General features: G+C 73.9%; 14 protein-coding genes. 9 read left to right on the forward strand and 5 right to left on the reverse strand.

The window, feature by feature from the left end:
• Positions 1-14: 14 nt before the first annotated feature.
• Entirely contained in the window at positions 15-1,154 is a 1,140-nt protein-coding gene (locus tag BJ975_RS15885) for a sensor histidine kinase (RefSeq protein ID WP_317628243.1), read from the reverse strand.
• Position 1,155: 1 nt separating this feature from the next.
• Complete coding sequence (locus BJ975_RS15890; RefSeq protein WP_179427678.1) at positions 1,156-1,836, reverse strand: class I SAM-dependent methyltransferase; 681 nt, start codon at positions 1,834-1,836, stop codon at positions 1,156-1,158.
• A 60-nt stretch (positions 1,837-1,896) separates the two neighbouring features.
• Here BJ975_RS15890 and BJ975_RS15895 point away from each other — a divergent pair, with 60 nt between their 5' ends.
• The gene (locus BJ975_RS15895; protein ID WP_179427680.1) at positions 1,897-2,613 is read left to right on the forward strand and encodes a Fic family protein; all 717 of its coding nucleotides are present in this window, start codon (positions 1,897-1,899) and stop codon (positions 2,611-2,613) included.
• 254 nt (positions 2,614-2,867) lie between these two features.
• On the opposite strand, the gene BJ975_RS15900 is transcribed toward BJ975_RS15895, so the two are convergent.
• Complete coding sequence (locus tag BJ975_RS15900) at positions 2,868-3,683, reverse strand: HAD family hydrolase (protein ID WP_179427682.1); 816 nt, start codon at positions 3,681-3,683, stop codon at positions 2,868-2,870.
• Positions 3,684-3,815: 132 nt separating this feature from the next.
• On the opposite strand from BJ975_RS15900, the gene ssd reads away from it, so the two are divergent.
• From ssd to BJ975_RS15940, 8 genes are all read left to right on the forward strand, one after another.
• Entirely contained in the window at positions 3,816-4,853 is a 1,038-nt protein-coding gene (gene ssd, locus BJ975_RS15905; RefSeq protein WP_179427684.1) for a septum site-determining protein Ssd, read from the forward strand.
• Positions 4,850-5,968 carry a TadA family conjugal transfer-associated ATPase gene (locus BJ975_RS15910; protein ID WP_179427686.1) on the forward strand — a complete coding sequence of 373 codons (1,119 nt, stop codon included), beginning with the start codon at positions 4,850-4,852 and terminating at the stop codon, positions 5,966-5,968. The genes ssd and BJ975_RS15910 overlap by 4 nt, the downstream gene beginning before the upstream one ends.
• A complete protein-coding gene (locus BJ975_RS16895) occupies positions 5,965-6,753 on the forward strand; it encodes a type II secretion system F family protein (RefSeq protein WP_179427688.1) in 789 nt (262 codons plus the stop codon). The genes BJ975_RS15910 and BJ975_RS16895 overlap by 4 nt, the downstream gene beginning before the upstream one ends.
• 134 nt (positions 6,754-6,887) lie before the next feature.
• Positions 6,888-7,439, forward strand: coding sequence for a type II secretion system F family protein (locus tag BJ975_RS15920; protein WP_179427690.1), 552 nt, complete (start codon positions 6,888-6,890; stop codon positions 7,437-7,439).
• A gap of 116 nt (positions 7,440-7,555) precedes the next feature.
• Positions 7,556-7,750 (forward strand): DUF4244 domain-containing protein, encoded by a 195-nt coding sequence (locus tag BJ975_RS15925; RefSeq protein WP_179427692.1) that lies wholly within the window; start codon positions 7,556-7,558, stop codon positions 7,748-7,750.
• A 58-nt stretch (positions 7,751-7,808) separates the two neighbouring features.
• Complete coding sequence (locus BJ975_RS15930) at positions 7,809-8,009, forward strand: DUF4244 domain-containing protein (protein WP_179427694.1); 201 nt, start codon at positions 7,809-7,811, stop codon at positions 8,007-8,009.
• A gap of 17 nt (positions 8,010-8,026) precedes the next feature.
• Complete coding sequence (locus BJ975_RS15935; RefSeq protein WP_179427696.1) at positions 8,027-8,341, forward strand: TadE family type IV pilus minor pilin; 315 nt, start codon at positions 8,027-8,029, stop codon at positions 8,339-8,341.
• Positions 8,338-8,691 (forward strand): Rv3654c family TadE-like protein, encoded by a 354-nt coding sequence (locus tag BJ975_RS15940; RefSeq protein ID WP_179427698.1) that lies wholly within the window; start codon positions 8,338-8,340, stop codon positions 8,689-8,691. The genes BJ975_RS15935 and BJ975_RS15940 overlap by 4 nt, the downstream gene beginning before the upstream one ends.
• 20 nt (positions 8,692-8,711) lie before the next feature.
• Here the strand turns inward: BJ975_RS15940 and BJ975_RS15945 are convergent, their stop codons facing one another.
• Both BJ975_RS15945 and BJ975_RS15950 read right to left on the reverse strand, forming a co-directional pair.
• Positions 8,712-10,445: a BCCT family transporter gene (locus BJ975_RS15945; protein ID WP_179427700.1), complete on the reverse strand. Its 1,734-nt coding sequence runs from the start codon at positions 10,443-10,445 to the stop codon at positions 8,712-8,714.
• A 117-nt stretch (positions 10,446-10,562) separates the two neighbouring features.
• Entirely contained in the window at positions 10,563-12,851 is a 2,289-nt protein-coding gene (locus BJ975_RS15950) for a DEAD/DEAH box helicase (RefSeq protein WP_179427702.1), read from the reverse strand.
• Positions 12,852-12,881 lie beyond the last annotated feature (30 nt).

Consider the following 12,881-nt stretch of genomic DNA (forward strand, 5'->3'; position numbering starts at 1 on the left):
AAGTCTACGGATCGTCAGTCGACCGTGGTGGGAGTGAATTTCGGGACCCGCAGCGTCACCTTCGTGCCGAGGCCCGGCGCGGTCTCCACGACGAGGCCGTGGTCGTTGCCGTAGACGGTGCGCAGCCGCTCGTCCACGTTGGCCAGGCCCACCGACGGCGAGCTCGTGCGGCCCGCCAGTGCGGCCCGGACGGTCTCGGGGTCGGAGCCCACGCCGTCGTCCTCGATCGAGATGAGGCACTCGGTGCCGGCGTCCTCCGCGATCACCGTGAGCGTGCCGGGGCCGGGCTTGCGCTCCAGTCCGTGGCGCACCGCGTTCTCCACGAGCGGCTGCACGGTGAGGAAGGGGACGGTCAGGCTCAGCACCTCGGGTGCGACGCGGGTGACGACCCGCAGCCGGTCGCCGAAGCGCGCCTTCTCCAGCACGAGGTAGCGCTCGATCGACCGCAGCTCCTCGGCGAGCGTCGTGTAGTCGCCGTGCTGGCGGAAGGAGTAGCGCGTGAAGTCGGCGAACTCGAGCAGCAGCTCGCGGGCGCGCTCGGGGTCGGTGCGGACGAACGACGCGATCGCGCCGAGGGAGTTGTAGATGAAGTGGGGCGAGATCTGCGCCCGCAGGGCCCGCAGCTCGGCCTCCATGAGCGCGGTGCGCGAGGCCGACAGCTCGGCGAGCTCGAGCTGGCTCGAGACCCAGCCGGCGACCTCGGTGGCGGTGCGCGCGAGGCCCGCCGACGCGCTCTCGTCGACCACGACGATGCTGCCGACGACGCGGCCCTCCACCGAGAGCGGCGCGACGATGACGCGGTTGGACGCCTGCGTGCGACCGTGCTCCAGGGCGACCGCGACGAGCTCGGCCGTGTGCTCGGTCTCGTCCGTGCCCGCCCAGCCGAGCGGACCGTGCGTGTCGGTGATGCCCACCGTCGGCGCGCCGATGAGCTGGCGCAGGTGGGGGAGGGCCTGGCGGACGCTCTCGGCGTCGAGACCCGACCGGAGGGCCGGGGCGGCCAGCGCGGCGGTGTGCAGCGTCTCGTACGTGGCGCGGTCCTCGGCCGAGCCGAGACTGCGGCGGCGGCTCAGCAGCACCCAGCGCGTCAACAGGGTCAGCGCCACCAGCACGGCGACGACCGCCAGCGCGATCGCGGCGTCGAGGGGACCCACGTCAGTCCAGCGAGAGCAGGATCGCGTCCGGCGGATCGGGCTCGCCGGCCAGCGCGGACTTGTCGACGACGGCGCGGACGCAGCGCGTCTCGTGCCGCAGCCGGAGCTTCGCGGCGCCGGAGGCGTACTCGCGCCACAGGTCGTGCACGGCGCCGAGCGCGGACTCGGGCACCGAGGGACGCCGGGTCTGCTCGGCGAAGCGCAGCAGGTGCGGCAGGTCGAGCTCCTCCCACGCGTTGAAGACCTCGACCTCGGGCGGGCCGAACAGGCCGGAGGCCGAGAAGGTGTCGACGGCCGGCTCGGGCGCGTCGCGGTCGCCGGTGATCGTGCGCAACCGGCGCATCCACGGGATCGAGTCGTCGTAACGACGGCTCATGCTGGACAGCAGTCCGCCGGGCACCAGGACGCGCGCGTACTCGGCCAGCGCGGCCGGCGACTCCTCGAGGAACGGCGTGATGACGACGTCGAAGGTGTTCGAGCGCAGCGGCAGCCGGTCGCCGCCGGAGCGGATGTAGGAGAGGTCGGGGTTGCGGACCTGCTCGACGTCGTCGCCGATGACCGTGACGTCGTGACCCTGCTCGGCCAGCTCGTACGCCAGGCCGCCGTCGCCGAGGTGCAGCACCGTGGCGAGGCGGTCGCCCACCATCCACTTGGCGGCGCGCGCAGCGGGGATGACGTCCACGCTCCGAGGCTACCGCCGGTCAGCCCGTGGCCCCGGAGGTGCGCTGGGTACGCTGCCTGCGTGTCCGATCCGTTCATCGCAGCCGCCTCCCTCGAGGGCGTTCCGTCGGCGTTCCGCGCCGCCCGCGACGGGATGGACGCCGTCCTGCGCGACCGCGGCCTGCGCCGCAGCACGCCCGACGACACGGCGCGCTCGCTGCTGATCGGTGCCTGGGCCACGGCCACGCTCGAGGGCTCCGAGATCGACCTCGACGAGCTGTCCTCGGGCGGCGGCGACGCCACCGCGCGGGCGGCGGTCCGGCTCTCCACCGAGCTGCTCGGCCTGCTGCCCACGTGGCAGCGGTCGCCGGTGCAGGCGATGGCGCGGATGCACGCGCTGGCCGCCGCCGGGTCGGTCCCCGATGACGACCTCGGCCGTCCCGTGAACCCCGCCGGCACCGCCCGGCTGACCCAGCTGGCGAAGCTGCTCGGCGCAAAGACCGAGGCGCCGGCCATGGTCGTGGCGGCGCTCGTGCACGCCGAGATCGCCTCCGCGGGGGCGTTCGTCTCGCACAACGGCGTGGTGGGGCGCGCGGCCGAGCGGCTCGTCCTGCTGGCGCGTGGCGTCGATCCCGCCTCGGTCACCGTGCCCGAGGCCGGCCACGTCGCCGCGGCGCCCGACTACTTCGCTGCACTCGAGGCCTACGGGACCGAGGAGACCGGCGTCCACCGCTGGCTGCTGTACGCCGCCGAGGCGTTCACGCGGGGCGCCGAGGCCTCGCCGCTGTCCTCGCACTGAGCCGGCCGGTCCCGGCACAGGACGACGGCGTCGGGGCAGGCCCGACGCCGTCGTGGAAGTCCGCACCTTCAGCTACCAAGCGTGCCTTCGTCAATCATCGCCTCGGGTCCGGCGTCGTGAGACGGCGGTTGTCCCGTCTGCGATTGCCCTGTGGGACGGGAGATCGCCGCGTGGGTACCGGGGTGCGGACTGCTCTGGAGTTCTGGCTCCAGCGTGCCTCACGCGGCCTGGAACCACAAGGGTGAACGGGGTTGTCAGGCGGGTCGCGACGTGCGGCGACGCACGGCCGCGGTGATCCCGAGCGCCAGCAGCGAGGCCGACGCCGCGATGCCGCCGAGAGCCATCGCCTTGCCCGTGGTGGACTCCGGCACGAGCCGCGAGCGCAGCGCCGTGGGTCGCTCGAACGTGAGGATCGGCCAACCCTCCTCGGTGGCCCGACGGCGCAGTCCCTTGTCGGGATTGACCGCGAACGGGTGGCCCACCGCCTCGAGCATCGGGATGTCGGTCTCGGAGTCGGAGTAGCCGAAGCTGCGCTCCAGGTCGTAGCCCTCGAGCTCGGCCAGCTCGCGCATCGCGGTGACCTTGTTCGGGCCGTAGGAGTAGTGCAGGACGCGGCCCGAGTAGCGACCGTCGATCTCCTCGAGGCGGGTGGCGATGGCGTGCGTCGCACCGAGCATCTCGGCGATCGGCTCGACCATCTCGGTGCCGGAGGCCGACACGATGATGACGTCGTGGCCCGACTCGCGGTGCTCCTCGATGAGGTCGAGGGCCTCGGAGTAGACGAGCGGCTCGATCACGTCGTGCAGGGCCTCGCGCACGATCTGGCGCACGGTGACGGCGTCCCATCCGGTGACCATGGCGCTGATCTCGTCGCGCATCTTCTCGAGCATGTCGTGGTCGGCGCCGCCGGTGCTGAACACGAGCTGGGCGTAGGCGCTGCGCAGGACGGCGCGGCGGCTGAGCAGACCCTCGGCGAAGAGGGACTTGCTGAAGGCAAGCGTGCTGGACCTCGCGATGATGGTCTTGTCGAGGTCGAAGAAGGCGGCGGGGCGTCCCGCGGGAGTCGCCATGTCCTCCAGCGTAGGCGGTCCGCACCGACAGTCGGGGACATTCGTCCACACGCCTACGTCACACCCGTCGCGCCGTCCACAGGCTCGGCGCGACCCCTGTCGGTGCGTCTCGCACCTCGCGAGGGTGGGGGCATGGACCCACGCCCGCTCTCCTCAGTACCCCTGGTGGTCACCCGCGACGCGTCCTTCGCCGAGAGCGCCCGGCGCTGGTGCGCGGCCGCCGGGCACGAGCCCGAGACCATCGCCGACGTCGAGCGGGTGCGCCGCGCCTGGCGCTCGGCGTCGTCCGTGCTGGTCGACTCCCGCAGTCTCGACGCGCTGCTGGCCGTCGACCTTCCGCGGCGCGACGAGGTGGTCGTGGTGGCGCCCGACCCGCGCGAGGCCTGGCGCTCGGCACTCGACCTCGGGGCGCGTGACGTGCTGTCGGCCGACGAGGACGCCGCGATCGTCGGGGCGCTCGTGCGGGCGCTCGACGGCTCGGGCGAGGCGTGCGCGATCACCATCGTCGGTGCGTGCGGAGGTGTCGGAGCCTCCACGCTGGCGGCCGCCGCGGCGGGCCTGGCCGCCCGGCGCGACCTCGCGCCCGTCCTCGTCGACGGCGATCCGCTGGGCGGGGGACTGGATCTCGTCACGGGCGCCGAGGCCGTGGACGGCTCGCGCTGGAACGACCTCGACGGCGCCGTCGGTCACGTCGGCGCCGCCGAGCTGGTGGAGAGCCTGCCGGTGCACCGCGGGATCGCGCTGGTGTCCTTCGGGCGGTCCGGACGTCCGGTGCACGGCAGCGCACCCGTGATCGGCGCGGCGATGCGCGGCTTCGACGTGGTCGTGGCCGACGTGCCGCGCCACCTGGACGACCTCGGGCGCGAGCTGGTCTCCCGCTCGGTCCTCACGGTGGTCGTCGTGCCGCGGCGGCTGCGCGGGGTGGTCGCGGCGAGGGCCCTCGTCGAACGGCTGGGCTCGTGGTCCGGCTCGATCGCACTCGTCACGCGGTCGACGCCGTCGGGGATGCCCACGGCGGCTGTGGGGCGCGAGCTCGGGCTGCCGGTCCTGGCCGATGTCGGCTCCTCGCGACGCTTGGCGGCCGACCTCGAGCACGGCCTCGGCCCCTTGCGCGCACGGTCCGTGGTCGGCGCGGCGCGACGGGTGCTCGACACGGTCGGCCTGCGGTGACGGCCGTCCGTGCCGAGGTCGTCGAGCGGGTCCGACGACGATTGGCCGCGTCCGGTTCCGAGCCCACGCCGCACTCGGTCGCCGAGGCGCTGCGAGCCGAGGAGCAGCTGTGGGGCACCACCACGGTGCTCGCCATCGTCGAGCAGCTGCGCAGCGAGGTGCTGGGGGCCGGCGTCCTCCAGCCACTGCTCGACCTGCCGGGCGTCACCGACGTCCTGGTCAACGGTGCCGAGGGGGTCTACGTCGACGAAGGCGACGGCCTCGTGCCCCGGCCCGAGGTCGGCTTCGCCGACGAGGCCACCGTGCGACGGCTGGCCCAGCGCCTCGCGGCCACCGCGGGACGCCGGCTCGACGATGCATCACCGTGGGTCGACGGCCGTCTCGCCGACGGCACCCGGCTCCACGCCGTGCTCTCGCCGGTCGCCCGCACGGGCACCGCGATCTCCCTGCGCGTGCCGCCGCGACGGGCGATGACCCTGGCCGAGCTGGAGGCGGGAGGGTCCGTCGCACCGGCGATGGGCGCTGCGCTCCGGGACCTCGTCGCGGCCCGTCGCAGCTTCCTCGTCACCGGTGGCACCGGCTCGGGCAAGACCACCGTCCTCGCCGCGCTGCTGCATCTCGTCCCGGAGCCCGAGCGGATCGTCGTGGTCGAGGACTCCGACGAGCTGCGGCCTCGGCACCCGCACGTCGTCGGTCTCGTCGCCCGCCCGCCCAACGTGGAGGGTGCCGGAGCGGTGGGACTGCGCGACCTCGTGCGCCAGGCGCTGCGCATGCGTCCCGACCGGATCGTGGTGGGCGAGGTGCGTGGGGCCGAGGTGGTCGACCTGCTGGCCGCCCTCAACACCGGTCACGAGGGTGGCTGCGGCACCGTGCACGCCAACGCGCCGGACGACGTCCCCGCGCGAATGGAGGCACTCGGCATCGCCGCCGGCCTCACCCGCGACGCGGTCCACGCCCAGGTCGCGGCGGGCCTCGACGCCGTCGTGCACGTCGTGCGCCACGCCGACGGGGTGCGCGAGGTCGCGGCGCTCGCCGATGTCGCGGCCGATGCGTCCGGCCGGCTCGTCGTGCGGCCTCGGCTCGAGGTCCGCCGCGGCCGGGTCGTCGAGCCGTGAGGGAGGCGGCGGCCCTGCTGGGCGTGGCCGCCGTGCTGGTCTGGCGACCGCCCTGGAGCTGGATCCGCGTGCGGGTCCACCCCGTCACCTGGCCGCGGCCGGGGCGCCGCGAGCTCGTCCCGGCCGCCGTGCTCGCGTCCGGTGCGTCCCTGACGGTGCTGCCGGCCGCGCCGACGATCCTCGCCTGGACCGCGGCGGGGGTCGCGGTCGCCGCCGCCGTGCGCTGGCAGCGCGCCCGTCGGCGTCGGCGTCGGCTCGTGGTCCGCGACGAGTGCCAGGTGGTCATCGACGGACTCGTCGGCGAGCTCCGCAGCGGGGTGCCGCCGACCACCGCGCTCCAGCGGCTGGAGCTGGAGGCGCCCGTCCTTCGCGCCGCCGCGACCGCCGCGGCCACCGGCGGCGACGTGGCGACCGCGCTGCTCGAGCTGGGTCGCCGTCCGGGTGCCGAGGCCCTGAGGGGCGTGGGTCAGGCCTGGGCGGTCTCGCAGTCGTGCGGCGTGGCGCTCGTCGACACCCTCGAGCGTGTCCGCGAGGCCGCACGGGAGGACCGCGAGCTCGAGCGCGAGCTGGCCGCGGGCGTCGCCCCGGCCCGGGCCACCGCACTGCTGGTGATCGCGATGCCGCCCCTCGGACTCGGCTTGGGGACGGGCCTCGGGGTGGATCCGCTGGACGTCGTCCTCACCACCGTTCCCGGGGCCGCGTGCGTCGCCCTCGGCGTCGCCTTCGCGGTCGCGGGCGTGCTGTGGATCGAAGGGATCGCCGACCGACTCGAGGCGGGCGGATGATCGCGGGTCTGCTCGCTGCGGCAGCCGTCCTCGTGGCTCGCCCGGGGTACGCTCGGCGACGCCTCCGGAGGCTGAGGCGGACGACGACGCCCCGGCGCCTGGATCGGGCACTGCTCGTCGCGGCGTGCGCGCCGGTGGGCGGCTGGCTGCTGTTCGGCGCCATCGGCCTCGTGGTGGGCGCGGCGGCCGCACCGTTCGTCCACCGCCAGGCCGGCCGCTGGGAGTCGTCGCGCGACGTCAGACGGCGGGTCCAGCTGGTGCGGGGCGCGCCGCTCGCGCTCGACCTCGTCGCTGCGGTCCTCGAGGCAGGCCGCTCGCCGCACGAGGCGGTCCTGGCGGTCGCGGCACACGCGCCCGACCCGATTGGCCCCGAGCTCCAGGCTGTCGCCCTCCGCGTGCGCCTCGCCGCCGATCCGGCGACGGCGTGGAGGTCACTCGACGGCGACGTCCTCGAGCCGGTCGGCCGCGCGTTCGCGCGGGCCGAGACCTCCGGCGCCGCGATCGTCCCGCTGATCCGCGACACCGCCGATGACCTGCGCCGGGCCGACCGCGCACAGCGGCGCGAGATGGTCGGTCGCGTCGGGGTCCGCACCACCGTGCCGATGGGACTGTGCCTGCTCCCGGCCTTCGTGCTGGTGGGCGTCGCTCCCACGGTGATCGCGGTCGTGGGATCGGTCCGGATGTGACTCGTCCCCAGCCGGCGCGCCGCGACGGGAGATCTCCACAGGCTTCCGCGAGGACCGCAGATCAGGGCGCCGGATCGCCATCTTCGGGTGTCACATCATCCGTTGGAAGGACACCCATGAAGTTGATCGCCACCCTGCGCCGCGTCGCCGACCGTGCCGACGAGCTCGGCATGAGCACCTCCGAGTATGCCGTGGGCACGCTCGGTGCCTGCACCATCGGCGGCGTGCTGGTGAAGATCGGCCAGTCCGACTGGTTCGGCGGCCTCGTCCGGGACGTGCTCGGCCGGATCCCCGACCTGCTGCCGTTCTGATCGCCCGCCGCGGCACCCGGGCAGCCGGGTGCCGCGGCCCCACCCGAGGAGTCACGCCATGAAGAAGCTGAGTCGAGCCGAGCCGGGCCAGGTCACCGCCGAGTACGCCGTCGGTGGTGTCGCCGCCGTCACGGTCGCCGGGGCGATCCTCGGCGGTCCGGGCTCCGTGATGGGCCGGTGGGTCCTCGATCTCGTCACCGACCTCGTCGCCCGGGCGTTCACGACCACGCTGCCCGATCTGTTCCGGTGGCCGTGGTGAGGCGAGGTGAGCGGGGGATGGTCACCGCCGAGACCGTGGTCGTCCTGCCGTTCGTCGTGCTGGTCGCGTGCGTGCTGGTCTGGGTGGTGTCGCTCGGCGTCGCCCAGATGCGCGTCGCCGACGCGTCGCGCGAGGCAGCCCGACTGCTGGCGCGGGGTCAGTCGACCGCAGAGGCGCGCGCGGCGTTCCGTGAGGCCGTGCCGGGCGCGCGCATGCGGGTGAGCCGCGAGGGCGACCGGGCCGGGGTCACCGTCCGCTACCGGGCGCGGCTGCCGCTCGTGCCGCGGGTCCACCTCGACCTGTCCAGCCGCTCGGTGGCGGTCGTCGAATGAGGAGCGCGGAGCGGGGATCGGCCACGGTGCAGGCCGCGGCGGTCGTCGCGCTGCTGAGCCTCGTCGCCTTCGTCTGCCTGCAGATCGCGCTGGCGGTGTCGCTGCGCGAGCGGGCGGCGGCGGCCGCCGACCTCGCGGCGCTCGCGGCCTCGCGCGCCAGCGTGGAGGGGGCGAACCCCTGTGGGGTGGCGCGCCGGGTGGCAGGCGACAACGGTGCGCGCCTGCGGGACTGCCGGATGGACGCCGATGTCGCCACGGTCACGGCGCGCGCGGTGGGCCCGCGCTGGTCGATCGGCCGATGGGCCGCCGACCAGCGGGCCCGGGCCGCCCCCGCCTGGTACCTCGAGTGAGGCGGCGGGGGCGGACGGGTTCAGCTCTTCGCGGACTTGTCGATGATCGCGTCGTCGCCGTCGACGACGGGACCGGTGGGATCGTCGGACGGGGCCTCCTCCACCACGAGGGCGAAGTCCTCGCCGTGGCGGTCGACACCGGCCAGCACCGCGCCCTCGACCAGGCTCTGGCCGAGGTCCTCGCGGACGATGATCGGGTCGGTGCTCAGGTCGCGGTAGAGCGACACGCACAGGACGACCATCACGCCCAGGAACGGCAGCGCAGCGACGATCGTCAGGGCCTGCAGCCCTTCGAGTGCGACGGGGTCGTCGGGATCGGCGATGAGCAGCATGATCGCCGCCACGGCCCCGGTCAACCCGCCCCAGAAGATCACCAGCCAGGTCTTCGGCTCGATCGAGCCACGCTGGGACAGGGTGCCCATGACGAGGGAGGCCGCGTCGGCGCCGGAGACGAAGAAGATGCCGACGAGAAGCATCACCACCACGGTCGTGACCGCGGGGATCGGGTACTGCTGCAGGAGGTCGAACAGCGCGTAGTTCGAGTCGACGGTGGTCTCGCCGCCCGAGATCGCCTCGGCCTCGCTGATGCCGGAGCCGCCGAAGATCGCGAACCAGACCAGGCTGACCATGCTCGGGACCAGCAGCACTCCGGTGACGAACTGACGGATCGTGCGGCCACGGCTGATGCGCGCGATGAACATGCCGACGAACGGCGTCCACGACACCCACCACGCCCAGTAGAAGATCGTCCAGGCGCCGAGCCAGTCGGCGACGGAGCCGCCTCGGGCATCGGTGCGTCCCGCCATCTGCGGGAGGTACTCCACGTAGTCCGCGATCGCCGTGGGCAGGAGGTTCAGCATCAGCAGGGTCGGGCCCGCGATGAAGACGAAGGCGGCCAGCACGAGCGCGAGCACCATGTTGATGTTCGAGAGCCACTGGATGCCGCGCGCGACGCCGGACACCGCCGACAGGATGAACAGGATCGTGAGGGTCACGATGATGAGGACGAGCAGGAGCTCGCCGACCGATTCGACCCAGCCGTTGTGCTCCAGGCCGGCGCCGATCTGCAGGGCGCCCAGGCCGAGCGACGCGGCCGAGCCGAACAGGGTGGCGAAGATGGCCATGATGTCGATGGCCTTGCCGATCGGTCCCTCCACCCGTCGACGTCCGAGGATCCTGGTGAAGACGGCCGAGATCAGCTGCGGCCGTCCCAGACGGAAGGTGCCGTAGCCGATCGCCAGGCCCACCACGGCGTAGATGGCCCACGGGTGCAAGGTCCAGTGGAACAGCGTCTGCGCCATCGCGGCCTGGACGGCCTCGTCGGTGGCCGCGTCGGCGGTGTTGGGCGGCGGTGCGAGGTAGAACGTCAGCGGCTCGGCGACGCCCCAGAACATCAGGCCGATGCCCATGCCCGCGCTGAACATCATCGCGATCCAGGAGGCGGTGCGGAACTCGGGCTTCTCGCCGTCACGCCCGAGCGGGATCTTGCCGTAGCGGCTCGCGGCCACCCAGATCGCGAAGACGACGAAGCCGGTGGTGGCCAGGACGAACAGCCAGCCGGTGTACTCGATCACCCACGACTGGGCCTCCGAGGCACGTGCGCCGAGGGAGGCTTGGTCGAGGATTCCCCAGAGGATGACCATGAGGGCCAGAGCGGCTGCGACCCCGAAGACGACCTTGTCGAGTCTCCCTTCTGGGCGTGGTTCCAGCTCGGGCTCGAATGCGTCGGCGGGTCGGTCGGTGCCGATGGCCATCGGAGAAATCACCTCGGGTCTCTGGTGTGTCTGTGGTTGCAAACCTTTCAACTCTCGCACCGTCGTCCCGGAATGGCCAATCGAACGGAGCCCGGAAACCCGGGGGAAACGGCTCGATCAGGCGGGTGCGGACGCCAGCACGGCGTCCAGCAGCAGCACCGCTCCGGCCTTGTCGAGCGGGTGGTTCCCGTTGCCGCACTTGGGCGAGACCACGCAGGACGGGCACCCGTCGCGGCACGAGCACTCGGCGATCGTGTGGCGCGTCATCCGCAGCCACGTGGCCATCTGCTCGTACCCGCGCTCGGCGAACCCGGCACCGCCGGCGTGGCCGTCGTGGACGAACACCGTGAGCTTCCCGGTGTCGGGATGCAGGGCGGTCGAGAGGCCGCCGATGTCCCACCGGTCGCACGTCGCCAGCAGCGGCAGGATGCCGATCGCGGCGTGCTCGGCGGCGTGCGCGGCACCGGGCAGCGCCTCGGGGTCCATCAGGCCGGTGGCGACGTCGGTGTCGAGGGTCCACCACACGGCCGCGGTGGGCAGCGTGCGCTCGGGCAGGTCGAGTGGCTCCTCGCCGATCACGCGGCCCGTGCTGCGGTCGCGGATCTGGTAGCCGATGACCTGGCTGGCCACCTCGACGTCACCGAAGGCGACCGTGGCGGGGCCCCACGTCACTCGGCGGCGCTCCTCGACGACGGTGACGGCCGTGGCCGAGCGTGCGCTGGTGGTGTGGTGCACGTCGGCACGGCGCACCACCGCCGCGCCGTGGTCGGGGTCGTAGGACTCGACGAGGTGGTCCTCGCCGCGATGGACGTAGATCGCGCCCTCGTGGACCTCGGCGTCGGCGGATCCGGCGTCCACCGTGCCGACGAGACGCCCCGTGGTGCCCTCGACGATCTGCACGGGGTGGCCGCCGGCGGAGCGGATGTCGGCGAGGTCGGCCGCGCGCTCGCGGCTGGTCCAGAACCAGCCGGCCGCGCGGCGGCGGAGCATCCCCGCGGCCTCCAGCGCGGCGACGCCCTCGGCCGCGCGGGGGCCGAACGGGCCGAAGTCGGCCTCGGTGAGCGGCAGCTCCTGGGCCGCGGCCGCGAGGTGCGGGCCCAGCACGTAGGGGTTCTCCGGGTCGAACACGGTGGCCTCGACTGGCGCGCCGAGCACAGCCTCGGGATGGTGCACGAGGAACGAGTCGAGCGGGTCGTCGCGCGCGATCATCACGCCCACGCTGTCGACCCCGGCTCGCCCCGCGCGACCCCACTGCTGCCACAGGGCGGCCCGGGTGCCGGGGAACCCCACCGTCACCACGGCGTCGAGGCCCGCGATGTCGATGCCCAGCTCGAGCGCGTTCGTGCTGGCCAGACCGAGCAGGTCGCCGGAGCGCAGTCGCGCCTCCAGCTCGCGCCGCTCCTCGGGCAGGTAGCCGCCGCGGTAGGTGGCGACGCGCCCGGCCAGCTCCGGATCGACCTCGGCCAGCGCCCGCGACGTGCCCATCGCCAGCTGCTCGGCGCCGCGTCGCGAGCGGACGAAGACGAGGGTGCGGGTACCGCCCACGACGAAGTCGGTGAGCAGGTCCGAGGCCTCGGAGCCGGCCGAGCGGCGCACCTCCACGCCGTCGCGCGCGGCCTGCAGCGGTGGCTGCCAGAACGCCACGGTGCGCGCCGCGTGGGGCGAGGCGTCCTCGGTGACCGCCGTGACCGGCGCCCCGATCAGCCGCTGGGCCGACGCGGCCGGCTCGGCCACCGTGGCCGACGACAGCACGAAGAGCGGATCGGCCCCGTAGTGCGCGCAGATCCGCCGCAGCCGTCGCAGGATCAGCGCCACGTGGGCGCCGAAGACGCCGCGGTAGTGGTGGCACTCGTCGATCACGACCACCCGCAGACCGGCCAGCAGGCGCGCCCACCGGTCGTGCTGCGGAAGGATCGTGCGGTGCAGGATGTCGGGATTCGCCAGCACCCAGTTTGCGTGGTCGCGCGCCCACGCCCGCTCCTCGCGGCTGTTGTCGCCGTCGACCGTGGCCGGGCGCAGGCCGGGCACGCCGGTGGGCAGCCGCCGCAGCTGGTCGGCGGCCAGGGCCTTGGTGGGCGCGAGGTAGAGCACCGACGGCCGCCGGGCGCCGGAGAGGCCGGACCCGCCGCGTCCCTCGCGCAGCGACTGCAGCGCGGCCGCCTGGTAGACGAGCGACTTGCCCGAGGCGGTGCCGGTGGCCACCACGACGTGCCGTCGGTCGTGCAGCGCCGCGAGCGCCTCGGCCTGGTGCCCCCACAGCACGTCGGCGCCCTCGGCCGCGAACAGCTCGCGGACCTCGGGGTCGATCCACTCGGGCCACGGCTCCACCACGGGCTCGACGGCGGGGTGGTGCTGCACGTGCACGAGTCGCTCCGCGTGGCGCGCGAGAACGGGGTGCAGGGGCATGGGGGAAGTCTCCCCCACTGCCCTGACGGC

It is taken from the genome of Aeromicrobium tamlense, assembly GCF_013408555.1.
Lineage (GTDB): Bacteria > Actinomycetota > Actinomycetes > Propionibacteriales > Nocardioidaceae > Aeromicrobium > Aeromicrobium tamlense.

What these genes read in the sequence shown, in the direction of transcription:
- BJ975_RS15900 (WP_179427682.1), bottom strand. Translation starts at nt 3,683, where the DNA reads ATGGCGACTCCCGCGGGACGCCCCGCCGCCTTCTTCGACCTCGACAAG.
- ssd (WP_179427684.1), top strand. Translation starts at nt 3,816, where the DNA reads ATGGACCCACGCCCGCTCTCCTCAGTACCCCTGGTGGTCACCCGCGAC.
- BJ975_RS15925 (WP_179427692.1), top strand. Translation starts at nt 7,556, where the DNA reads ATGAAGTTGATCGCCACCCTGCGCCGCGTCGCCGACCGTGCCGACGAG.
- BJ975_RS15930 (WP_179427694.1), top strand. Translation starts at nt 7,809, where the DNA reads ATGAAGAAGCTGAGTCGAGCCGAGCCGGGCCAGGTCACCGCCGAGTAC.
- BJ975_RS15935 (WP_179427696.1), top strand. Translation starts at nt 8,027, where the DNA reads ATGGTCACCGCCGAGACCGTGGTCGTCCTGCCGTTCGTCGTGCTGGTC.
- BJ975_RS15940 (WP_179427698.1), top strand. Translation starts at nt 8,338, where the DNA reads ATGAGGAGCGCGGAGCGGGGATCGGCCACGGTGCAGGCCGCGGCGGTC.
- BJ975_RS15945 (WP_179427700.1), bottom strand. Translation starts at nt 10,445, where the DNA reads ATGGCCATCGGCACCGACCGACCCGCCGACGCATTCGAGCCCGAGCTG.
- BJ975_RS15950 (WP_179427702.1), bottom strand. Translation starts at nt 12,851, where the DNA reads ATGCCCCTGCACCCCGTTCTCGCGCGCCACGCGGAGCGACTCGTGCAC.